This window comes from Vibrio sp. (genome assembly GCF_050299255.1).
Lineage (GTDB): Bacteria > Pseudomonadota > Gammaproteobacteria > Enterobacterales > Vibrionaceae > Vibrio.
On the sequence record NZ_JBNKVP010000009.1, the window covers coordinates 40,966 to 65,236 of the forward strand.

Consider the following 24,271-nt stretch of genomic DNA (forward strand, 5'->3'; position numbering starts at 1 on the left):
AGCCCCGTAAACGGGGCCTGTTAACGTTACTCAGGCGAATGGATTAGTCCAGTTCAGCCAAATGTTTTTGGAAGGTTTTATGCTGGGCTTTAACCGTTTCATTCGGCTCAGAGGTCAGCAAACTTACGCTGATGATGGCGATGGTAGAGAAAATGATTCCCGGTACGATTTCGTACACGTCATACCATCCACCAGACAGCTGTTTCCAGATAACAATGGTTACGCCGCCAACCAGAATACCGGCCAGCGCGCCATTGCGGTTCATGCGAGACCAGTACAGGCTCAGTACGATTGCCGGGCCAAATGCAGCGCCAAAACCTGCCCAGGCATACGAGACCAGCCCCAGAACCGTGCTGTCAGGAGTCATTGCCAGGTACAGTGCCACGATAGAAATCAGGATTACTGCCACGCGACCGACCATAACGATCTCTTCGGTAGAAGCGTCTTTTTTCACCACTTGTTTGTAGAAATCTTCCGCCAGAGCTGAAGAAGACACCAACAATTGTGAATCTGCGGTACTCATGATTGCCGCCAGGATTGCTGCCAGCAAAATACCGGCAATAACTGGATGGAAAATCGCGTTTACCAGCAGCATGAAGATTTTTTCGCCATCAGCGAGTTCTGCCGTTGGGTGATTAGTGATGTAAATCAGACCAACCAGACCGACTAGCATAGCACCAGCCATAGACAAGGCAGACCAGGTTACCGCGATGCGGCGCGCTGTAGTCAGGTCTTTATTTGAACGAGTCGCTTTAAAACGCGCCAGGATGTGCGGCTGACCAAAGTAGCCCAGGCCCCACGCGGCCAGCGATATAATCGCGATCGCCGATAGCGGCTCGCCTTTAACGTCATTCCATAGGGTCATCAGTTCTGGGTTGATGGCTTCAAGATCACCACCTAACTGGCCAAATCCGCCCTGCATCGCTGCCACAGGCACAATCATCAGCGCGGCAGCCATCAACAGGCCTTGCACTAAGTCAGTCCAGGAAACGGCCAGGAAGCCACCAAACAGGGTGTACGATACAACACAGATAGTACCGATGATCACCGCAGTGGAATAATCCATACCAAATACTGTCTCAAACAGTTTTCCGCCCGCTACCAGACCTGAACTGGTATAGAAAAGGAAGAATAAAAGGATGAAGAAAGCAGAGATTGTCTGAATCAGTTTGGAGTTGTCATTAAAACGGCGCGACAGGAAATCTGGCAGCGTCAGTGAATCCGTTGTAATGCTGTAGGTACGCAGACGCTTAGCACTGATCAGCCAGTTGGCCCAAGTACCGACGAGCAGGCCACCCGCCAGCCAGAACGCTTCAATACCGGCTGCGTAAGCGTAACCTGGCAGACCAAGCAGCAACCAGCCACTCATGTCCGAGGCACCGGCAGACAACGCCGCTGGCCATGGTCCCAGGGAACGGCCACCCAAGAAATAGTCAGAAGAGTTTTTCGTCCGTTGGTAAGCTATAACGCCTATCGCCAACATCAAAATCAGATATACGATAAACGTTGAAGTAATAGCAAAGCTATTTTCCATTGTGTTTTCCTCTAGATTGCTAGATCACTTTCCAAACCCGCCCCAAGTGGGGCGGGAATACCACGGAAATGATGCTTAGTGGGCTTCGCTTCCGAGTTCAAGCAAGGTCGCGTTGCCGCCCACTGCTGTTATATTTATTGTGCGTGTGCGCTCGGTAATAAACCGAAGCGAAAGATGCGGATCATGAGCCACACTGTTGAGGCCAGTTTCCGTTTCTGAGATCAGGGCAACAATAGCACCTGAACGTTGGGCAAGTTGGCGGTTGAGGTTACGTTCGACGGTAGCATTGCCGATGTAACCTACGATGCGTACATCCGATTCAAGCAACTGACTGTGAGCGTCAACAGATGCGAACTGAACCAGATTGGCTGGCAACGATGACTGCGCTACGGCAGCTTCTAATATCGATACCAACTCTACATCATCACTACATACGATCACCGCATTACCCGCCAGCAGAGCAGCAGTAAACTGCGCGACGAGTGCGATTTGCGCTTGGTGACCAACTTGATCCTGAATGAGCAGGGCAACACCGCGACCCGCGGTGTAGAGCTCATTGGTTTCTCCAGTAGGCCCAATCAGCTGATGTGGCTGAGCCAGTAACGCCGAAGCGTTTTGAAGATGATAAGAGACCACAGCAGCCAGATCGGCGCTGCCGGACTCAAAATTTTGCTTAACTGACAGCAGCGATTCGCTTTTTGAATCGAAATCGGTCAGATTCCAGTTTTCCCATGCCGAGTAAGCATCGGAAAATAGTGCCACTTGATGAACCATAACTTTTCTCCTTACTTCGGCAATTAATCAAACTGAGTTTTGGTGAAACGGTACAGGTAGTGCGGACCACCTGCTTTCGGTCCGGTACCAGACAATCCCTGGCCGCCAAACGGCTGAACGCCAACTACGGCCCCCACCTGGTCACGGTTGATATAACAGTTGCCGACCCGCGCGTGTTTTTCGATCCAGCGATAAGTGGTTTCGTTGCGGCTGTGTACGCCCATGGTCAGGCCATAACCGGTCTGGTTAATCTTGTTGACCACTTCTGCCAGATCTTTGGCTTTAAAGCGAACAATGTGCAGTATCGGACCAAACTGCTCTTCGCTCAGACAAGAGATGTCTGAAATTTCAAACGCCGTCGGCGGCACAAAGTCACCATGTTCGCAGTTGGCATCCAGCTCCAGCTGAGCAACTTTTTTCTGGGTACGGGTCATATGGTCGATGTGCGCCAGCAATTTGTTTTTGGCATTTGCATCGATAACCGGGCCAACATCAGTGCTGTGCAGGTAAGGTGTACCCACAGACAGCTCGTGCATCGCTCCCTGTATCAGGGCAATGATTCGCTCAGCAATATCTTCCTGGACGTACAGAACACGCAAGGCGGAACAACGTTGACCAGCCGAGGCGAATGCAGAACGAAGCACATCCCTTACCACCTGTTCAGGCAGAGCCGTACTGTCGACGATCATCGCATTCTGACCACCGGTTTCGGCAATCAGTGGCACGGGATCGCAATCGCGGGCGGCCAGAGAAGCATTGATTCGCTGTGCAGTCGCCGTAGAACCGGTAAACGCCACACCGGCAATAGCAGCGTGAGAGGTCAACGATGAACCAATTTCAGCACCGCGACCTGGCAGTAGCTGAATAGTATTGGCCGGGAAACCGGCTTGCAGCATCAGTTCGACCGCTCGACCGGCAATCAGGCTGGTCTGTTCGGCAGGTTTGGCTACCACGGTATTGCCGGCGACCAGCGCGGCAGTGATCTGGCCTAGGAAAATCGCCAACGGGAAGTTCCAAGGGCTGATACAAACAAACACACCACGACCCACTCGGGAAATGGTACGGGTTTGACCATCGAAGCCCTGCATAGACATCGCTGCCAGTTCATCAACCTGTTTAGCGTAGTAGCGGCAGAAATCGACCGCTTCACGTACTTCGTCAATGGCATCGTGAATGGTTTTGCCCGCTTCTTTGTGACAGATAGCCACCAGCTCAGCCAGGTTTTCTTCCAGTAAATCAGCCAGTTTATCCAGCGCAGCGGCGCGAACGGCCTTATCTTCCTGCTGCCAGGACTCCAGGCCAGACTGGGCAACTTCAATCGCCTTGGAAACATGATCAAGGCTGGCCATAGCAAGTTGACCGACTTCAATGCGGCGATCATAAGGCGCTGTGACGATTTCAACGCGCTGGTTTTCCTTGATCATGCTTTCGGCTAAAAAGTCGCCGTTGATGATAGGTCCAGCCGTCCAGCTCTGTTTCATGAACGCTTCGACTTGTTGTTCAAATGGTTTCGCTTCACTTTCCACATCAACGTTGACACCGTAAGAGTTGCGGCGCTCAGGAAAAATCTGTGGCGGCAAAGGAATCTTATCGTTATGAAGGGTGGCAAATGACTGCAACGCTTCAACCGGGTGCTGTGTCAGTGAGTTTACCGGGCAGCGGGCATCCACCAGGCGGTGAACAAACGAGCTGTTAGCTCCGTTTTCCAGCAGACGGCGTACCAGGTAAGGCAGCAGATCTTTGTGGCTGCCCACCGGCGCATAGATGCGCACCGATTGCTGGAATTTTTCCATCGCATGATGATACAGCGAATCACCCATGCCATGCAGGCGCTGGAATTCGTAATCTTTGTGCGTTGCCATCATTGCGATAGCGGTTACAGTATGAGCGTTGTGGCTGGCAAATTGTGGGAACAGGTTACCGCGTACACTTTCACTCAGCAGGAAGCGGGCACACGCCAGGTAAGAAACGTCAGTGGCTTCTTTACGGGTAAATACCGGGTAGTTGTCGTAACCCGCCTGCTGTGACCATTTCACCTCACTGTCCCAGTACGCGCCTTTTACCAGACGAACCGGAATCAAATCGCCCTGCTCTTTAGCCAGAGCTGTCAGCCAGGTCAGAACCGGCAGTGCACGTTTGGAATAGGTTTGTACCACCAGACCGAACTTACCCCAGCCTTTAACAACATCGTTGCGGTACAATTTTTCAAACAGCTCCAGAGACAGCTCCAGTCGATCCATCTCTTCGGCATCGACGGTCAGCGGCACATCCAGCTCTACCGCACGACGCAGCAGTTGTAAAATAGTGTCATGCAGCTCAGTAAGCACTCGCTCACGGTTAGCCACTTCATAACGAGGGTGCAGCGCAGACAGTTTGATCGAAATAGACGGTGCCGGCCCAGTCGCTGAACCTGCATTTTCACGGCCTACCGCTTCGATCCCCATCAGGTAATCTTTGAAATATTTGTTGGCATCGGCAGTGGTCAGTGCCGCTTCACCCAGCATATCAAACGAATAGGTGTAGCCTTTTTCGCGCATGCTGCGACCGTTCTTTTGCGCTTCATTGATGTTACGGCCCAGCACAAACTGGTAGCCCATGATCTTCATCGCCTGGTTCATCGCCTGACGGATCACCGGCTCAGACAGTTTATTCACCAGACGGTTAACCGCGCGAGTCGGACTTTGAGACTCTTTCTCAGATAAGCCAACCACTTTGCCGGTCAGCATCAGGCCCCAGGTCGAGGCGTTGACAAACACGGAGTCGGAGTTTTTCAGGTGTGATTTCCAGTCGGCTACACCCAGTTTGTCGCGGATCAGCGCGTCGGCTGTGGCGGAATCTGGAATACGCATCAGGGCTTCTGCCAAACACATCAGCAAGATACCTTCCTGAGTATCTAAACTGTATTCAAGCAGCAAAGCATCGATCATCTGAATCGACTTTTTGTCGGCCCTAATCGCTTCGATCAGTTCCGTGGTTTTCGTCGTGATCTGGTCCTTTTCCTGCTGAGACGGCGTTGCCAGAGGCAGTAGTTGCTGTAGCCATTGAGTTTCGTCCACCATATATAGTGGCGAGATCAGTGACCAAAGTTGCTCAAGCGGTTGCTCGACAAACTCGGCTTTCAACACATCTGTTGCTGTAAACATGCGTTTTCCTCACTCACACCCGAAAGAAATTTAACGGGATTGTTACAATGGCAAGGAGTTTATTTTGAGCCGATGCAGATTACTTGTCAAAAACTCCGAGCTTTTTGCTAAAAACTCCGCGAATTAACAAAACAAAAACAAAATCACGCCCAATTGAGCAATATATTATTTGGTTCCGTGTTACCTATTTAACACGATACTGCTTTTTGTAATTAGACGGGGTAATGCCCTGCAGACGGGTAAAGGTATGAGTAAATGCGCTTTGGCCGGAGAAGCCAGTGGTTTCCGCTATCTGGCTGAGCGATAAGCTGCCCTGTTCAATCAGCGCCTTGGCGGCATCGATGCGCTTGCCAAGCACATATTGATGAGGAGTAATGCCCATATGCTCTTTAAACAGCATATAGAACTGACTTTCCCCCAGGAACACACTGCCCGCCAGTTGGGCGATGGAGATTTTTCTCCCCAGATGCTGTTCGATGTACCGGTCGATAACTTCCAGATCAAAGCGGGAGTCACGGCGATGCACCTGAAAGGCAGAGATGTGACGCTGCAGTAACGCGGTAACCGTGTCGTTGCATGCACGACTGAGCAACAGATCTTCGGGATTGTCCCTCATTTCCATCACTAACATCTGAATCAGTTTCTGGATTTGGCCATCCAACTGGAAATAGGTTTGTGATTGGGCCAGCCCGTCGAGCTTTTCTAATAATAATGCATCTGCGCCGACAGGCAGCGGCATGTTAAGCACCAAAATATCCGATTGACTCAGCAGCCCGCCAAAAGCGTGTCCGGTATCCGAGCGCACTACACAGCCCTGCCCCGGGCCGACCAGGTTACCCGCACCAGCCACTTCAAACTCGACCTGACCTTTTAAACCGATCACCACCTGGGTGTAATCGTGAGTATGGCAGTCCATATAAGAGGGCAGCGTCACCACTTCAGCCGGCTTAGGCGACAAAACTTTGGCACTGGTCGGTAGAGTTTGCTTCGCTGTCTGGCTCGGAGATTTCATAGCTTAAGTTCAAATCGCAACGATTCCTTATGGTACATCATTTGCGAAAATGAGTCAGAAATTTCCCCGAACCAGCGCCTTAATATACAACTAATTACCTATAAAACCCGCCTCTATTTGCGCCTCGGCATGATGAAAAAACAGCCAATATTTTTTTGGAACGCTGATCAAGTGCACATAAATTACGGTCAATGTGAGTTCAATTGCGATTCCCTTAATTAGAACCACAATCTACGCTTGCATATTTTATGAATCTGCCCAAAATGGATCCTGCACAAATGAGAAAACTCATCTTAAGCCGCCGCTAGTGGCTTGTTATCGGTGAGTTTTTTCATGCAAGACAGCAGAAGAAACTATCAGTGCTTCAACAATATTTAATAAGCTGTCAAAAGATTGTCTATTCCACATAACGTGGTTAAATACGTTAAATGTTTGCAGGGACCTATGATAACACGTCGCATCCCAGCGCTCTTGCTTGCGCTAAGCCCTTTTTGGGTTTCGACATCGCTACACGCCGAAGAGGTGAGTCAAACTGACCCCGTTGCGGCCATCGATGCCAAACTCGAAACAAAACAAGCAGAAATCGAAGCATTGTCTTCAGAGTACCGTTCGGCATCTGACGCATTGCAACAATTGACCAACGATAAGGCAAAACTGAAGCGGGAAAGCGAAGAGCTGAACGCCAAACGTAATCGTGCCAAATCTGCGTTAGATAAGCAGTACAGTCGCCTGCTGGATGACCCGGATACCGATCTGGTTTCCTTCCAGAAAAAATACCAGGAGTCCTGGGCTGCGGTTAAACAGAACCAGGCCAACATCCTGACCAACAGCCAGGACATGACCGAGAGTGAAATGCGTCTGTCTCAGATCAAACAGAAACAGGCCCGTTTGAACACGGAACTGTCGAATCTGGAAGAGCAGAAGGTCGAAGCCCGGGTTAAGCGGATTAGTGCTGAACTGCGCGAAAGCGACGTATTGGAAACCAGCTACAAAACCACCTGTTCCACTACCATGACGCTGGGTGAGTGTGCCAATCAGGGCAAACATCTGACTAAGCAGAAAGCGGTGAAAACATTCCGAGCCAAGCTGATCGACAGCCTGACTGAATCAACTATCGCTAAGCAAAACCTGAAAGGCGTGCAACTGAATATCCACGTTCAGGAGAACCAGATTATTCGTGCCGGTTTTGAAGGTAACAACGCTTACTTTACCCAGATGCAAGCTCAGCTGCAGGCCAAGCCTGAAGCCGTCGCGGCTTGTAAACTGCTGGACGTCTCTTCTCGCTACTGTCTTAAAGACCAGGGCACGGCTGCCAATCCGGCTAATAAAGATAAAAGCTGGGCAAACGTAACCGTCCGTTCTGACCAGTACAATGATTCAGTCACCATTAATGGGATTGAATACGGAAGCACCCCGATAGAGGTGGTTCTGCCGGCCGGTCGTCATCAGGTGACAGTTTCAAAGCAGGGTTACCAGACCTACAACCGCACGGTAACCATCAACGGCAACGACACCGTTTGGGTTAAACTGCTACCGGAAAAACAGAGCTGATGACCAGCGTAAAGGTGAAATCATCGTGACGAATTCAGTCAGGTTTCACAAAGATTAATTCAAGCACCATTTTGCCAAGCAGATAACCTAAGTTAGCGCCTGACAAAGTGGTGTTTTCGTTTAGAATGATGCCATTCTCGATTTAAACAGTTGAAGTAGATTAAAAAATGCGACACGGTTTATCCGCAATTTTGCTCGCCCTCACTCCTTGTTTAGTAGTCACCTCAACCGTGGCTGCAACGGAAGAAGACAAGCCCACCTCGGTCATCGCTATCGATGATGCGCTTTTTACTAAACATACTGAGTTAAAAGAGGCAGAGAAAGCAAAAGCAGACCAACAACTCTCGGTTGATAATCAGCAGGAACAGCTGACCCAGCTTAATAAGCAAGCCAGCGTGCTGGACAAAGCTCTGCTGACCGCGAAACAAGCGCTTGAACGTGATTATCAACGCATGATCGATGAACCTGAACTGGATATCAGCGCCAGCCAGAGCAACTATCAGCAGGCCTGGGCTGACGTTAAGTCAAATCAGCAACAGCGTCTCACAGAAGAGCAAAGGCTGCAGGAACTGGAACTGACTCTGCAACAGAAAGCGTCAGCGGTTGAAAAACTGCAGGCAGATATTGAAAAACTGGCTGGTAGTAAACAACGTGCCCGCGCAGACAGGCTAAAAGCTGAGCTTCGCCAGAGTCAAAAACTCTCGGTCAGTTTCACCAATGTTTGCCAGTCCGATATGACGCTGGCGCAATGTTCTGAGCAGACCACGGAGCTTGGTCTGCAAAAGGCCGTGAAGCAGTACCGTAAAACCCTGCTGGGCAACGCGACTGAATCCGAACTCATTGCCCGCAACGCAGCCAATGTCTCGCTCAACATCCACGTACTGGGACATAAGGTTACCGATTCCGGCTTTTATGATGGCCTCAGATTCAAAAATGCGCTAGACGTAAATCTGGAAGCACGTCCATCGGAAACCGCCGCCTGTCGATTGCTGAATGTCGACAATCAATTCTGTTTTGCACCGGGTGAATACAGTAACAATCAGGATAAGCAGCAGGAAACCGCCTGGGTCAGTCTGTCTATACGTTCCAATCAATATGGCGATACGGTTTATGTCAACGACGTCTCCTACGGCAGTACCCCGCTGGAAGTGATGCTGCCAGTCGGTGAACACCAGGTCAAAGTGATCAAAGATGGTTACCGCACGTTCAACCAAGCCATCCAATTGAAATCTGACCATACTCTGCGCGCGGTTCTGGTACAGACAGAAAATCGTCTCAAGCAGGGTTATCAGTTTGCCGACGCAATTCAGTCCGGCAGCAACGGGCCTTCGATGGTAACGGTATTACAGGGCGAATACATGACCGGTGAGAATGCGTCAAAGCAAATTTTCCTTGATCATGCTTTCGCGATCGGTGCAACACCGATTACGGTGGCCCAGTTTGATACCTTCGTGGCCCAGTCTGGCTATCAGACCGATGCTGAACTGACCAACACCTGTACCACGATTGAAAATTCGCAGGTCAGCCCGGTTGAAAAAGGCTACTGGCGTAATCCCGGATTTAAACAATTCGCTAATTCACCGGTTGTCTGCATCAGTCGCAATGATGCCACGGCTTACACTAAATGGCTGAGTGAACAGACCGGTTACTCCTACCGGTTGCCTTCAGAAGACGAATGGGAAATCGCTGCCCGCGCAGGCAGTGAGAACAAGTACTGGTGGGGGGATCAATTCAAACCGGGCAAAGCCAATACCGGTTGGGGCGGAACACCCTGGTCCAACAAAGGTACGTCACCAATCAGTGCGTTTGAGCCGAACCCACTTGGCCTGTACGACGTAGTGGGTAACGTATGGCAGTGGACCAACGAAAAGACCAGCCTGGCTAAAGGCGGAGCCTGGAACTTTTCACCAGTCATGGCTGCCGCGCATCAACAGTTGTACGTAGCGCCTTCCGCCGCAGGTAACTACATTGGTTTCCGCGTCCTACGGGAAATCAATTAACCGGGATTTATCGTCCGACTAAACAGTGATTGGCGATAGTTATCAGTACCAAGGGAGGCCTCGCCTCCCTTTTTCGTAGATGTAAAAAAACCGGCCACGTCTGGCCGGTTCTTGGTATCCCAAACCATATTCCGTTATGGCGCTAAACGGTCAATGGTCCATTCCTGTTGCTGTTTGCAGTAGAGGAAACGGTCGTGCAGCCGGTGCTCTCCACCCTGCCAGAATTCTATTGATTCCGGGCGAACACGGTAGCCACCCCAGAATGAAGGCACTGGGATTTGTCCCTGGGCAAATTTCTGTTTCAACTCCAGGAATTTACCTTCCAGTACACCACGAGCAGAAATACGGCTACTCTGGCGACTGGCGATCGCCGCCAACTGGCTCTCTTTCGGCCGGGAACTAAAGTACTTCATGTTTTCAACCGCCGACAGTTTTTCAGCAATACCGGTGATATGAACCTGACGCTCCAGCGGGTGCCAGGGGAAATGCAGACTCACTTTATTATTGTGCTCAATCTGCTGCGCCTTGCGGCTACCAAGATTGGTGTAGAAGACAAAACCATTTTGATCGACGCTTTTTAACAATACGATTCGCTGATACGGCATCCCGCTTGAGTCGACCGTGGCGACCGTCATCGCGGTAGGATCGGTCAGGCCAGCCTCGATAGCTTGCTGCAACCATTTATTGAATTGGGCGACTGGATCCGACTCTAAATCTTTGCGACGTAATCCGCCCTGAATGTATTCGCGACGAATATCTGCAAGTTCCATCTTATCTCCTACTGGGTTTTTCCGTAGATTGTGCTCCGATCTGCGAAATTACTCAAGCCAGAATCCTAAATTCAGAACTAAACTATTGATAGGCATATAATTGCTCAATCGGTTTTATCACTCATACTTATCAATACCATTGAGCAAAAATTGCCTCACCAACTAAGATTACGTCACTTAACCTGTTCTGAGGAGCAAACACACACTATGACTCAACGCCGCTACGACAAGCTCTCCGCCTCACAACTGGAGTATGTCGACGACCAGACTGCCGCGCTGCTGCTCAATACCCCGAGCAGCGCTCGTGTGATGCTATGGGTCACAGTGCTGTTTTTTGTGCTGGCGGCCATCTGGGCATCGTGGGCAGAAATAGACAAAGTGACCAAGGGCCAGGGCAAGGTGGTGCCCTCCTCCCAGGTTCAGGTAGTACAGAACCTTGAAGGCGGTTTAGTGAAAGAAATTCTGGTTCGGGAAGGCCAGAGCGTCCAGAAAGGCCAGCAGCTACTTCTGATCGACGATACCCGTTTTCGCTCTGATTACCGCGAACGCGAACAGCAAGTCACTAACCTGACAGCCAGTGTGGTGCAGCTTTCTGCCGCCATTTCCAGCGTAGTGATCAACGAAGATTTTGACAGTAAAAACTGGCAACAGAACGTAGTACTGAACTATCAACAGCTGCAGTTTCCTGCCGAGTTAGAGCAAAACAGTACTAACCTGGTTGAACGGCGCAAAGCCGAATACCGTCAGGATCTCAATAACCTGCGCAACCAACTGTCGGTGATTGACCAGCAGGTTAAACAGAAACAACAGGATCTGGTCGAAATCCGCGCTCGGGTACGCAACCTGCGTGACAGCTACAATTACGCCCAGCGCGAGTTAGACATCACCAAACCCTTAGCCGATGAAGGTGTGGTACCCAAGATAGAACTGCTCAAGTTGCAGCGTCAGGTGAACGATACCCGCCGAGAGCTAACCTCCAGTCAACTGAAAATGCCGGTACTGGAATCGGCCATTCGAGAGGCGATGTTGTCCCGGATCGATGCCGCTCAGAAATTTCGCTCTGAGCAGCAGGAAAAACTCAATCAGGCCCAGGATCAGCTGTCTGCGATGACAGAATCGACCGTGGGACTGGAGGACAGGGTTAATCGAACCGTCGTGGTGTCGCCGGTGACCGGAACCGTCAAAACCCTCAATATCAATACTGTGGGGGGCGTCATTCAGCCCGGGATGGATATCGTCGAGATCGTTCCAAGTGAAGATACCTTGTTGGTCGAAGCTCAGATCGCACCAAAAGACATCGCCTTCCTGCGGCCAAATTTGCCCGCGATCGTCAAGTTCAGCGCCTACGATTTCATCAAATATGGCGGCCTGGAAGGGACGTTAGAGCACATCAGCGCCGATACCAATCAGGACGAAGACGGCAATAGCTTTTACCTGGTGAGGATAAGGACTAAAGAGACAGCGCTCAATCACGACGACAGCTTGCCAATTATTCCGGGGATGACGGCCTCTGTCGACATCATTACCGGCAAACGCACCGTAATGGATTACCTATTGAATCCAATACTCAATGCCCAGAAAAATGCTTTGAGAGAGTAACCATGACGATCTGGCTACACCCTAACCGAGCGGCGCGACGATGAAATATTGGCTGGGCCTTGTTTTATCCCTGCTGGTCGCCTCGACGAGTCTGGCGCTCAATACCCGCGAGCAGCAGTGGGTAGCGTCGGTGCGGGACACCTATGGAGAGCGAGCAGCGCTTCGGGTAGAAACCTGGCGACGGGAAATGAGTAAATTTCAGTCGTTGTCCGAGCGGGATAAGCTGACCCAGGTAAACCGTTTTTTTAACCAGCTACATTTTGTCGACGACATTGTGTTGTGGGGCCAGAAAGATTACTGGGCGACTCCGCTTGAGTTTCTCGGCAGTAACGCCGGCGACTGTGAAGACTTCACGATCGCCAAGTACTTCTCACTGCTGGAACTGGGTGTCCCGGATAAAAAACTGCGCCTGGTATACGTTAAAGCCATAGAACTGAATCAATTTCATATGGTACTGGCGTATTACTCCAAACCAAGTGCACAGCCGCTGATTCTGGACAACATTGATCGAGAGATTAAACCAGCTTCAGCCCGGCGGGATCTGCTGCCCGTCTACAGTTTTAACGGTAAAAACCTCTGGTTGATGAAATCCAAACAGGGGCAGCTGGCGGGTAAGTCGTCCCGTCTGAGTTTATGGAATGATCTGCGTTCCAGACGCAGTTCCGTCAATCTGAACAAACCGATCATAAGTTACGATGAGTAGGCAATATGACGCTATATAAACAGCTTGTTGCGGGTATGATTACGGTGTTTTTAATACTGATGGCATCTGTATTTGTCATCGAATTTAATACCACCCGCAGTAACTTAGAGCAGCAACAACGCTCTGAGATCAACAACACCATCAATACGGTAGGTCTGGCTTTAGCGCCTTACCTGGAAGACAAAGATCATGTCGCCGTCGAATCCGTCATCAATGCCCTTTTCGATGGCAGCAGCTATGCCGTGGTCCGGCTAATCTTCCTCGACAACGAGGAGGAAATTGTCCGTTCTTACCCCATCAAACCAATTGATGTGCCGGAGTGGTTTACTGAACTGAATCTGTTTCAGCGCATTCACGACCGTCGGGTGGTGACCAGCGGCTGGATGCAACTGGCCGAAGTGGAAATCGTCAGTCATCCCGGCGAAGCTTACGTGCAGCTGTGGCAGGCGTTCATACGCCTGGTACTGGCATTTAGCTCGGTGTTCTTAATCGGTATCGTCGCGATAGCCATCATCGTCAAAAGGGCGCTCACGCCACTGCAGATGATCGTCAGGAAAATGGATCAGGTCGCCCACAATCAGTTTGGCGACCCTTTACCACTGCCACAAACCCGGGACTTACTCTCGGTAGTGAACGGCATCAACAAGATGTCGGCGCAAGTCGAACAGTCTTTTAAAGCTCAGGCCCACGAAGCGGAAATTTTGCGGGAAAAAGCGTATATCGATCCGGTATCCCATCTGGGCAACCGGGCCTACTTCATCAATCAGCTGAACGCCTGGCTGGCGGAATCCGGCACCGGCGGCATTGCGATACTGGAAGCCAGGTTCATCACTCACCTGTACGACAGCAAAGGGTACGAAGCTGGCGACGGCAAAGTGCGCGAGCTGGCTGATCACCTTAAATTATCCCTGAACCAGCCAGGTATCGTGATCGCCCGGATATCTACCGCCGAGTTTGGGGTTATCATGCCAAATATCGCCAGCAATGAACTCAAACTGACCGCCGAAAGCATTGTCAGCTATGTGCAGGACTTAAACGCAGACCCAACCGGTACCGCGAAAGCCGAACTGGCGCTGGGGGTGGTACACAGCGAACAGCGAAAATCGGCCTCTGAAATACTCACTTTACTGGACAACGCACTCAGCGCCGCCAAAGCCAACCCCGAGCTGACATATGGCCTGATTTCCAGCGATGCGATGCGCGCCGTGATGGGTAAACAGCAGTGGAAAACCCTGGTTGAAGAAGCGATCCACAACGCCTGGTTCCAGTTCCGATTCCAGGTCGCCAGCTACAGCAATGGTCAGGTCTTTCATCGTGAGGTCTACACATCTATTGAAAAAGACGGCGAAGAGTACCGGGCAAATCAATACTTGATTGCGCTGGAACAGCTGAACGCCAGCCACCTGCTTGACCAATATGTGGTCAAAGCCATGGTGGAGAAAATTGAGCGTGGTGAGTTGGACGGTCCGGTGGCGATCAATATCGCCCATTCCAGTATTTTGCTGCCGAATTTTATCCGCTGGGTGGCTCAGTTGCTGTCAAAACATCCGGAAGTTTGCCCCAACCTGCATTTCGAGCTGCCTGAGTCCAGTTTTGTGGAAGCGCCCCACCATACCGCCCTACTGTGCAATGCCATCAAGCAGTCTGGTGCGCTTTTTGGCGTGGATAACTACGGCCGCCACTTCCAGTCGCTGGATTACATTAACGAATTCCGGCCTAACTACGTCAAGTTAGATTACCTGTTCACCCACCATCTAGAGGATGAAAAACAGAAATTCACTTTAACCTCGGTAGCGCGTACCGCACACAATCTCGGCATCACCACCGTGGCTTCCCGGGTTGAAACTCAGACTCAGCTAGATTTTCTCTCTGAACATTTCGTTGAAGTGTTCCAGGGATTTATTGTCGACAAGTAGCCAGTTCAAGGATGATTAAATGCAGGATCCACTACTGAAATCTTTAATCTACGTTAGCCGATATTATGGGCTGGCCAACTCGCCGGAAGCACTAATCAACGGCCTGCCGCTGAGTGAAGGCAGGCTGACTCCGTTCCTGTTGCCAAGAGCGGCAGAGCGGGCCGGGCTGGTGGCGAGCGAACACAGTGCTAAGTTTGACCAGATCTCGGAACTGGTTCTGCCGGTGATCTTACTGCTTAAAGGAGGGGAAGCCTGCGTACTGACCAGCATCGACCGAGAACAGGGCGAAGTGGAAGTCGTCACCGAAGAATCAGACATGGTGCCGATGGCAAGACCTTTGATTGAGCTGGCAGAGCAGTATCTGGGCCACTACTTTTTGGTCAAAAAACAGTTTCGCTACGACGAACGCTCTCCGGAAGTGCTAAAAACCCGTGACGGCCACTGGTTCTGGGGCACACTGTGGCAGTCTAAACACATCTATCGTGATGTCATCATCGCGTCGGTGCTGATCAACATTTTCGCCATTGCCGCGCCGATGTTTACCCGGCTGGTGTATGACAGAGTGGTACCTAACCTGGCCTTTGAAACCTTGTGGGTTCTGGCCAGCGGTATATTCGTGATCTTCGCTTTTGACCTGACTCTTAAGCTACTGCGTAGTTATTTTATTGATGTCGCAGGAAAAAAATCCGATGTTCTTATTTCCTCCAAGTTGTTTAGTAAAGTGCTCGGCATTCGGATGGAGGCGCGTCCGCCTTCGGTCGGCGCATTTGCCCGCCACTTACAGGAGTTTGAATCGATTCGGGAGTTCTTCACTTCCGCCACCATCAGCTCGTTAATTGATCTGCCGTTTGCGCTGATGTTCTTACTGGTGATCTGGCTGATGGCCGGACCGTTGGTACTGGTGCCCCTTGCCGGGGTGATCGTCTTGCTGATTTATTCGTTGTTGATCCAACGTCCATTACGGAAAACCATTGAAGAAGGCACCCGGCTCGCTTCACAAAAGTACGCGAACCTGATCGAAAGTCTGGCCGGGCTGGAAACCGTTAAGTTGTTCGGCGCCCAGAGTCAGTTCCAGTTCCGCTGGGAAGAGGCAGTTGCCCACATGGCCAACTGGAATATCAAAAGCCGCCGCATCAGCGATGGCATTCAAAATACCGCCAGCTTTGTCCACCAGTCCTGTAACGTCGGCATCATCATATTTGGTGTATACCTGATCGCGGACGGCAATCTGACTATGGGCGGACTGATCGCCGCGACTATGCTGAGCGGCCGCGCTATTGGCCCGCTGGTACAGCTATCCGTTCTGTCAACCCGTTACAATCATGCCAAATCCTCGATGACCATCATTGAACAGGTAATGTCAATGCCGGACGAACAGGAGCCAGGCAAGCGTTACATTCATCGTCCTGTGGTCAGGGGCAAAATCGAACTGGATAAAGTCACCTTCCACTACCCTAACTCGCCAATCTCGGCAATCCGTGACTTGAGCCTGACCATCAATCCCGGCGAAAAAGTGGCCATCATTGGCCGGATCGGTTCCGGGAAAACCACCCTGGAGCGGCTGATCATGGGGCTGTACCAACCCAACGAAGGCCATGTGCGTATCGATGACACCGATATCCAGCAACTGCACCATATCGATATCCGGCGCAACATCGGCTGTGTGCCGCAGGAAAGCCAGCTGTTTTACGGCTCTATTCGGGACAATATCACACTTGGCAGACCACTGGCGGATGATCGCGATGTGTTGGACGCCGCTACCCGGGCCGGCGTCACGGTATTTACCCAGCAAGATCCCGCCGGGCTGGAGCGTCAGGTCGGTGAAGGGGGCCTGCTGCTATCGGGAGGGCAACGTCAGGCGGTGACTATCGCCAGAGCGCTTCTGGGCAGACCGCCTGTGCTGCTTATGGATGAACCCACCAGCGCGATGGATAACCGCTCCGAGCAGCATATCAAGCACCAGTTAAGGCAGCTGAAACCGAGCAATACTCTGATCCTGATCACCCACAAAACGGCGATGCTGGATGTGGTTGACCGTATCATAGTGATGGAAAAAGGGACGGTGATAGCCGATGGACCTAAAGATCAGGTACTCAAAGACCTGAAGCAGGGCCGAGTCAGGGCGGTGAACGGGTGAAGACAAAAAAAGCTCTGCGCAACGCGCAGAGCTTGAAAGCAAGCGAAGAGTCAAAGTTTATTCCGTAGCGCAGTCTGCCGGACCGATCTCTTTCCAGACTCCCCACTGTCCGGATTGGCTTGGATCTTCACCGGTTGTCCACCACTTGGCTTCCCACACTTTACCGGCCCAGGAAACCTGTTGACCGCCGGTATATACCGCGCCGGACTGCCATAGGTTGTCACAAGTTGCACTGCCGGAACCGGATTTAGCCACAGTAACCGTTACCGTGGCGACATCGCTCGCCTGACCGTCACTGACGGTAACCGTAAAGCTCAGATCGGTATCGACACTGTATTGGCCTGCCACAAAACTGACCGTCGAACCGGATACAGTCGCATTTAGTCCCGCCGGCAATTGCCAGCTGAAGCTCAACGTGTCCTGATCCGGATCAGCCGATGCAGAAGCATCCACCACGACCGTATCGCCCGCCGCGACCGACGCAGGAGCTGACAGTTGCGCTACCGGAGGCTGATTGACCGGTTCTACCACCTCTGGTGTCACGGTAACCGTCACCGTATCCGAAGCGGTTGCACCTTCATTGTCTGTCACCGTCAGTTTAAAAGTGAAGGTTTCACTCTGGCTCACCGACTGAACATCAAAGCTGACTTTTGCCTGATCAGTGGCCGATAAAGTCACTGCACTACCCGAAGTTTGTTGCCATAGGTAGCTGGCAATCGAGCCATCACTGTCCGTTGAGGCGCTGCCATCCAACTGGACGGTGGCAGGTCCGACGACAGATTGATCGGCACCGGCAATCGCACTTGGTGCGCGGTTGCCTACCACCACTCCCAGGCCTTCATGCATGGCGTTAAGAATATCGCCATTGTCAGCATCGATTTCCCATGCAAACAATCCGGCCAGGCCTAAGCTTCGCGCATAAGCGCCCTTCGCTTTCACCGAGCGGTCATCATCAAAAGTGATCAATTGTCCTGTGGTACGATTCCACACCCACGGTGCTTCTGCCTGAGCATCATAACCGTACTCAAAGCCGTTAATGCCGTTATGGTCAGCGCCCAACATATTGGCCTTGATGCCTTTATAATCGATCACACCATCTTCCCAGACGCCCTGAGCGGTGGTGCCTTTCAGTTTACCTGCCCCGACGCCGGTCATTGGATCGTTCGGATCGCTCAGGCTGGCCGGACTCACGCCTTCCCAGCCGCGACCATACATGGCGGTACCCAGCACTAACTTGTTCGCTGGAACCCCCTGGGCCAACAGCAAATTAATCCCGTTGCTGGCGGTATAGGCGGGGCCTTTATAAGGTTCGCCGTTTTCATCCAGTCCGGTGCCATCACACTGACCCGGACGCATGAAGGTGCCACAATTCAGCGCGGTCTGATGTCCCAACACATTGTTCCAGCCACCGTAGAAGTCGTAGGTCATGGCGAAAATGTAATCCATGTACTGGACGGCTTCGCCATAGTTTACGTCTTCAATCTTGTCATGACCGACGCCTATTGCAGAAGTCAGCTGATATTCACGGCCGGTTTCCGTTTCCAGTTCATCCAGCATCGCACGCAGTTCACGCATCAAGGCTACGTAGGCCGGTCCGTCATTAACCGGATCGCCACGATCCGCCGCCTGACCGCCACCACCAGGGAATTCCCAGTCGATATCGACACCATCGTAGAATTTCCAGGTTGTCAGGAAACGTTTGACTGACGCGACGAACGTATCTCGGTTTGCTTTGCTAGTAAAATCAAAGAATGGGTCAGACAGAGTCCAACCACCCACTGATGGGATAATTTTCAGGTCAGGGTTACGCTGTTTCAGCGCCATCAACATGGCGTAATTGCCTTTGATTGGTGAGCTGTATTCATGACCGGCCTGAGGGAAACTTTTCTGGTAAGCCGCCCAGGGATCGTGGATCACGACTTCGTAATCCGGTACGCCGCTACACGCCGTCATCAGGGCGTTATAGCTGTTACCGCCGACAGATTTCACCGACTCATTGGGGCCACAGATAGGGATAAAACCGTACAGGATGTGAGTCAGGTTATCGGCCGGAATATTGTCGACCGTGTAATCCCGGCCATAGATGCCCCATTCAACAAAATAGGCGCCGACCACGGTATTGGCATCGGTACTGTAACTCTTGTTGTTGGCATCCACATTCATGGCCAGCGGTGACAGGTGAGCACCGTCGGTATCAGCGACCGTCAACTCAACCGGAGCGCTTTTGCTACAACCACTGGCATCACAGGCGGCCACTTCCAACTGAAAACGCCCGCCGTCAGGGTACTGAAAGCTGGCGGTGGTCTGACTGCCGGTTATCGGCCCTGTAGCCACTTCTACCCCATCAAAATAGATTTTGTAGCTATCGCCGGTTTCGCCACTCCATTGATTGAAGGTGATACTGATATCCGCCTGGTCAGAATACTGCACCATAGCGTTGTAACCCGCGGTCGTTTCCATCGCCAGTTGGATTTTGGAAAACTGAAGGTTATTCGACCCATACACATCTACAGTGGGAGCCGAAGGTGCGGCTACAGCCAACCCGGACAAGGCCAGGGCGATGCTTGCGCTGCACAGTTTAATACGATTCATGCCTATTCTCTCTTCCTTAAATAGTGACTCGTTGCTTCACTCTGCCTGCCAAAAGACAAGCATCCTGGTCAGTATTTGAGAGACTTATTTTTAATCAAAAAAAATTGTGACAGCTTTCGAGTCAAGACGAAAAATTCGCCAGAACTGATCAGCCTGTTGCACGAGAATAGCAACCTTGTGTCCAAATAAAAGACACAGATTTAAAGTTACTGGACAGTACGTTGTTGATAAAAAACGCAAATTTGTCAGCTCAGTTTTTCGAGTCAATCGATACTGCGGAACAACCAGGATTTGGCCAGATTCCTCTTCCGAAAAGAAATACACTCAAGCAGCGCCGGACAGATGGACTACACTGACCAAGTACATGAACAATTAGTGAATTTTTCATACTTCTTACAAACTTGAGTTGCAATCGCAACCGTGTCTGGGCAATCTCATCACTTCAACAACTGGTTTGGGATAACACAATGAAAACAATCAAATCACTGGCAGTAATTCTTTCGCTATGCAGCGCCACCAGCGCTTTGGCCGACGTCAGTTTACAGGTACCCAAAAACATTGACCTATTGGTGGCTAATGAAGCGAAACCGGAACTTTCCGGATCCCTCTTTTCTGCCAACAAAACGCTGACCCTTCCCAATGGTGAAAACCAGCTGGTATTTCGCTATGTGGCGTTTTTTGACCAGGGCAGTGAGCGAGTGATCCTAGAAAGTGACCCTATTATTGCCACGTTTGCGGCTGAAGATTCTAAGCTCAGTTTTGAATTACCGACCTACCGCGATGGGCATCAGGCCAGAAAAGAGATCGAGAATGTGAGTTGGCAATTGCTTGACGATTCTGGCAATACTGTAAGCGTACGTCAGGATCTGTTATTAAAAGATGGCATGCAGATCGGACGCGACTATCGCCGCGAAGTCACCGACTATAATCGCATTGGCGGTCAAGCGGCCTGGGTAGGCGGCGCAGCGGCGATGACAGCCACCGCGATGTCGGCTAAAGCCAACAACAACCAGGCATCGCAACCAGTGAGCAGCAGTACCGCAGAAGAGATGCTGCATTTCTGGTACAACAAAGCCGATGCAGAAACCAAAGCACGCTTTAAGGCATACGTTAACGCCCAGTAAGAGAAGACCACATCCCCGTAACTAATGAAGGGATGTGATGACTATTGGCGCCTGAGAAATCAGGCGCGTAGTTTATCTAACACCGCTTGAGGTTGGGTTGAGAGCTGAAAACAGTGCTCGGCATTTGCCCACAAGCAGCGATAGACATCCACATCCAACTGCTGCTCCTGGACCATTTTTGCCATCGTATCCAATGCTTGTTCCAGCGACATTCCATCGCGATAAGGACGAGACTGTGTCATCGCCTGGAACACATCCGCTACGGCGATAATACGGCTGGGTTGGTCCAGTTGTTCAGCGGTCAGTCCCATTGGATAACCACTACCATCAAGGCGTTCGTGATGGCTAGAGGCCCAATCCACCACTTTATTGTTGCCGAACAGGTGCATAAGGGCGAAGCGTGAATCGGTTGCGTGACGCTTAATACACAGGTATTCCTGTTCAGTTAATTTCCCCGGTTTGTGCAATACCGGCTCTGGTGTACGCAACTTACCAATATCGTGCAATAAGCCGGCAAGATAAAGTAACCGCTGCGCATTATCGCTATACCCCAGTTCACCTGCCAAAAATTCAGACAGCAGTGCCACATGTCTTGAATGATGAAAGGTAAATGGACTCTTGGCATCGACAATCGCGGCAATAAATTCAGCCAACTGAATAATCTCATCCAGCTTTAGTTTCCGCATCATAAAGGTCACGTCGTTAAACTGCGACGCGATCAACTCGATGTGACGTGGAACCAGTGCAAACCAGAAATCATCACAATCCACCTGCCTGGCAATTGCAGACACCATTGCCGGATTAAGCATTCCATCGGCACAACTGGTCAACTTCTCAGCAATTTCTCGCCGCTTGGCTAACGTGAAATTCCCAAAAGCATCCCGCTCGGTATTACAGAGAAGGTAATCGGTACGATCCGCCACTAACACCAGCGCGGCCAATTGTTTGTCATATTCGCTCAGCGTGGTGTTGGTTTTTAACTCCTGCCACCAGGTGTGGTGATGCAAGATGGCCGGAGCAAAACTGGCCAGAGGCTGACAGGCTTGCAGTAATTGATGGCCCTTGTAGCAATGGGCATAGGTATCGTCAGGAACCAGAGTACCCAACAAGCTGGTTAGCTCCTGTCCGTGAGAAACCCCGCAATCGTGTACAATACCGGCATAAAACGCCAGTTGCGCCTGTTCTTCCGTCCAGCCTAGCTGTTGTGCGCACCGATACGATATATAACCCACTCGTAAACCATGGTAGGAATCATCAACCCCCACCGAATCTAACGCCCTGGAAACACTGATAAACAGTGAACGTAAATTAAGACTTAGCTGATCTGCTATATTGTCCATATCCAACCGACCTATCGCTTATTTTTATTAGTAGACAGCTAATAAGTTAGCACAGATATTTCGGCTTAAGATTAACCATATGCACATTCTTTATTATCTTTCTCAACCGCTTGAATAAAATGTGCTACAAATCTTATTCGCGTGCAACCTGATGACAGAAATTACGCTTAATTTACTGATTTAATTAAAATTAAGCATAAATGAGTGTCGGAATATTTATGCATTGCACGATCTGTTATCTCCAAGCAGGTTCAGACAAATGGACTAAAGAAATTCGATGCTATGGTGTTACGGCGCTTGCCACTCCAGAGGCATGTTAACCTGTTGACCGATCTTTGATGGTATTGCAGTTAGAAAGTCGCTACAATTTCGCGAAAAAAATTATTTTTATCTGAGTCTTAGCTTATGGCCAATCTCAACATCAGTAAGCTGGTGATCATTGCCGCAGTCATCTTACTGGGATACCTTGCCCCAGAAGCCATTCACTACCTGCAGCAAACCTCCGCACAACCCGACGATCAACAATACTGCACCTTATCATCGCTACCGTGTTTACAAGGCGGAGTCAGCATGCAGCTGGAAAGCGATTCCGTGGCGCCGCTGCGGCCGGCCGAACTCACTGTGGACTGGCCAGGCAGTACAACGTCAACACTTATTTTAACCCTGAAGGGCCGCGAAATGGAGATGGGCACAGTTATGGTTCAGCTGAATCAGGTAACCGAAGGCCAGTACAAAGGTACCGTCACGCTGCCGGTATGCAGCAGTGAAGAGATGACCTGGCTCGGCCAGCTCACCGATGGAGACAAGTCCGTCTTTCCGGCTATAAGGATGAAACGATGAACCGTAAATGGATAGCACTGTTAGCGATTGCTTTTTTAGCCGGTATTGGCGTAAACCTGATGAACAATCAGCCCGCAGAAACCCAGGTTGACAGTTTGGCATCGGCAGAAACAACCATACTGCAGGGTAAAAATGCTCAACCTGTCACCCTGTTTGATATTACCGATCCGCGCATACGTATCGTCTACTTTGGTTTTACCCGCTGCCCGGACGTATGCCCGACATCGCTTGCTATGCTGGCAGGAGCCCTGCAGCAGTTGGATACGAAACTGACTCAGCAGCTGTGGCCAATATTTATCTCACTCGATCCAGAACGTGATGCACCGGATGCCGCTCATCAATACGCGCAATATTTTGATAGCCGTATTGACGGGTTGTCCGCATCATTAAATATCACCACGCCACTGGCGCATAAATATGGTGTGATTTTCCGCAAAACGGAACTGGAAAATTCCGAACTGGGTTACACCCTAGACCACAGCTCCTATTTTTATTTCCTTGAGCCAGACGGAACCCTGATTACTAAAGTACCGCATACCTTGTCGCCAGCACCGCTGGTGGCGGCAATTCAAACGGTACTAAAAGAAGGAAAATAACAATGAAACTACTGAAAACACTCCTCATTACTGCCCTGACGCTGAGTCCATTGGCGAATGCCAATAGCGATTTAGCTGTCAGTCAAGCCTATGCACGGGCAACGCCGCCTAATGCCGTTAACAGTGCGGTATTTGCCACGTTTATTAACCATGACAAGGCAGATCGGGTAATCGTCTCGGCCGCCAGTGATGCCGCAGAAAAAGTCGAGCTGCATGACGTAATTGTCGAAGGTGAGGTGATGAAAATGCGTCAGATAGATTCAATACGGGTGAAAGCCAACAGCGATCTGGTACTCAAACCGGGGAGCTTGCATATTATGCTACTGGGCATCACCCAACCGCTGGCTGAGGGACAAAAAGTGACCATCACCCTGACTTATGAAGACGGCGGTCGTTTTTCTTTCGATGCGCCGGTGAAAAAAGTCATGGCCGGCATGAAAATGAAACAACACTAACTGAGTGTAAAAGCAGGTAATAAGTAGCAGCTACTATTAAGCAATATTCTGTCAGTTCTGCTACTCTTGGTTCGCTTACTCACCCAATTTTACTGGAGGAACAAGATGATTGTATTGGTATCAGCACCTGCAAGCAGGAAGGTTGACGGCTAAACAAGCCTTCGTCTGACTCTCCTTTTGCCCGG

17 protein-coding genes are annotated in these 24,271 nt (G+C 50.8%); 10 read left to right on the forward strand and 7 right to left on the reverse strand.

The annotated features are described in order from the left end of the window. Nucleotides 1-43: 43 nt before the first annotated feature. The 4 genes from putP to ACQY6F_RS04770 all read right to left on the reverse strand — a co-directional run bounded on the left by putP (nt 44) and on the right by ACQY6F_RS04770 (nt 6,463). Complete coding sequence (gene putP / locus ACQY6F_RS04755; RefSeq protein ID WP_428772592.1) at nt 44-1,534, reverse strand: sodium/proline symporter PutP; 1,491 nt, start codon at nt 1,532-1,534, stop codon at nt 44-46. Between the two features lie 75 nt (nt 1,535-1,609). Next, nucleotides 1,610-2,308 carry a 1-pyrroline-5-carboxylate dehydrogenase gene (locus ACQY6F_RS04760; protein WP_428772593.1) on the reverse strand — a complete coding sequence of 233 codons (699 nt, stop codon included), beginning with the start codon at nt 2,306-2,308 and terminating at the stop codon, nt 1,610-1,612. Nucleotides 2,309-2,331: 23 nt separating this feature from the next. Then, nucleotides 2,332-5,451: a bifunctional proline dehydrogenase/L-glutamate gamma-semialdehyde dehydrogenase PutA gene (putA, locus tag ACQY6F_RS04765; RefSeq protein WP_428772594.1), complete on the reverse strand. Its 3,120-nt coding sequence runs from the start codon at nt 5,449-5,451 to the stop codon at nt 2,332-2,334. Nucleotides 5,452-5,635: 184 nt separating this feature from the next. After that, nucleotides 5,636-6,463, reverse strand: a complete 828-nt coding sequence (locus ACQY6F_RS04770) for a helix-turn-helix domain-containing protein (protein ID WP_428772596.1) — start codon at nt 6,461-6,463, stop codon at nt 5,636-5,638. Nucleotides 6,464-6,907: 444 nt separating this feature from the next. On the opposite strand from ACQY6F_RS04770, the gene ACQY6F_RS04775 reads away from it, so the two are divergent. Further along, nucleotides 6,908-8,014: a PEGA domain-containing protein gene (locus tag ACQY6F_RS04775; protein WP_428772597.1), complete on the forward strand. Its 1,107-nt coding sequence runs from the start codon at nt 6,908-6,910 to the stop codon at nt 8,012-8,014. Nucleotides 8,015-8,181: 167 nt separating this feature from the next. Then, on the forward strand, nt 8,182-10,014 hold the full coding sequence (locus tag ACQY6F_RS04780) for an SUMF1/EgtB/PvdO family nonheme iron enzyme (RefSeq protein ID WP_428772599.1): 1,833 nt from the start codon (nt 8,182-8,184) through the stop codon (nt 10,012-10,014). Nucleotides 10,015-10,148: 134 nt separating this feature from the next. Here ACQY6F_RS04780 and pdxH read toward each other — a convergent pair whose 3' ends face one another. Beyond that, nucleotides 10,149-10,784, reverse strand: a complete 636-nt coding sequence (gene pdxH / locus ACQY6F_RS04785) for a pyridoxamine 5'-phosphate oxidase (protein ID WP_428772601.1) — start codon at nt 10,782-10,784, stop codon at nt 10,149-10,151. 207 nt (nt 10,785-10,991) lie between these two features. On the opposite strand from pdxH, the gene ACQY6F_RS04790 reads away from it, so the two are divergent. The 4 genes from ACQY6F_RS04790 to ACQY6F_RS04805 are packed head-to-tail and all read left to right on the forward strand — an operon-like array spanning nt 10,992 to nt 17,139. Next, nucleotides 10,992-12,383 carry an HlyD family type I secretion periplasmic adaptor subunit gene (locus tag ACQY6F_RS04790; RefSeq protein WP_428772602.1) on the forward strand — a complete coding sequence of 464 codons (1,392 nt, stop codon included), beginning with the start codon at nt 10,992-10,994 and terminating at the stop codon, nt 12,381-12,383. 40 nt (nt 12,384-12,423) lie between these two features. Then, a complete protein-coding gene (locus ACQY6F_RS04795) occupies nt 12,424-13,086 on the forward strand; it encodes a transglutaminase-like cysteine peptidase (protein ID WP_428772604.1) in 663 nt (220 codons plus the stop codon). A gap of 5 nt (nt 13,087-13,091) precedes the next feature. Beyond that, nucleotides 13,092-15,002: a bifunctional diguanylate cyclase/phosphodiesterase gene (locus ACQY6F_RS04800; RefSeq protein WP_428772606.1), complete on the forward strand. Its 1,911-nt coding sequence runs from the start codon at nt 13,092-13,094 to the stop codon at nt 15,000-15,002. 19 nt (nt 15,003-15,021) lie between these two features. Next, nucleotides 15,022-17,139 (forward strand): type I secretion system permease/ATPase, encoded by a 2,118-nt coding sequence (locus ACQY6F_RS04805; protein ID WP_428772608.1) that lies wholly within the window; start codon nt 15,022-15,024, stop codon nt 17,137-17,139. Between the two features lie 57 nt (nt 17,140-17,196). Here the strand turns inward: ACQY6F_RS04805 and ACQY6F_RS04810 are convergent, their stop codons facing one another. Further along, entirely contained in the window at nt 17,197-19,731 is a 2,535-nt protein-coding gene (locus ACQY6F_RS04810; protein ID WP_428772610.1) for a glycosyl hydrolase family 18 protein, read from the reverse strand. 467 nt (nt 19,732-20,198) lie between these two features. Between ACQY6F_RS04810 and ACQY6F_RS04815 the strand changes: the two genes are divergently transcribed. Continuing rightward, on the forward strand, nt 20,199-20,855 hold the full coding sequence (locus tag ACQY6F_RS04815; RefSeq protein WP_428772612.1) for a DUF2057 family protein: 657 nt from the start codon (nt 20,199-20,201) through the stop codon (nt 20,853-20,855). 59 nt (nt 20,856-20,914) lie between these two features. Here the strand turns inward: ACQY6F_RS04815 and ACQY6F_RS04820 are convergent, their stop codons facing one another. Continuing rightward, nucleotides 20,915-22,195, reverse strand: a complete 1,281-nt coding sequence (locus ACQY6F_RS04820; protein ID WP_428772614.1) for an HD domain-containing phosphohydrolase — start codon at nt 22,193-22,195, stop codon at nt 20,915-20,917. Nucleotides 22,196-22,600: 405 nt separating this feature from the next. Between ACQY6F_RS04820 and ACQY6F_RS04825 the strand changes: the two genes are divergently transcribed. The 3 genes from ACQY6F_RS04825 to ACQY6F_RS04835 are packed head-to-tail and all read left to right on the forward strand — an operon-like array spanning nt 22,601 to nt 24,086. After that, on the forward strand, nt 22,601-23,035 hold the full coding sequence (locus ACQY6F_RS04825; protein WP_428772615.1) for a hypothetical protein: 435 nt from the start codon (nt 22,601-22,603) through the stop codon (nt 23,033-23,035). After that, the gene (locus ACQY6F_RS04830) at nt 23,032-23,631 is read left to right on the forward strand and encodes an SCO family protein (RefSeq protein ID WP_428772617.1); all 600 of its coding nucleotides are present in this window, start codon (nt 23,032-23,034) and stop codon (nt 23,629-23,631) included. The genes ACQY6F_RS04825 and ACQY6F_RS04830 overlap by 4 nt, the downstream gene beginning before the upstream one ends. A 2-nt stretch (nt 23,632-23,633) precedes the next feature. Continuing rightward, the gene (locus ACQY6F_RS04835; protein WP_428772618.1) at nt 23,634-24,086 is read left to right on the forward strand and encodes a copper chaperone PCu(A)C; all 453 of its coding nucleotides are present in this window, start codon (nt 23,634-23,636) and stop codon (nt 24,084-24,086) included. Nucleotides 24,087-24,271: the final 185 nt, after the last annotated feature.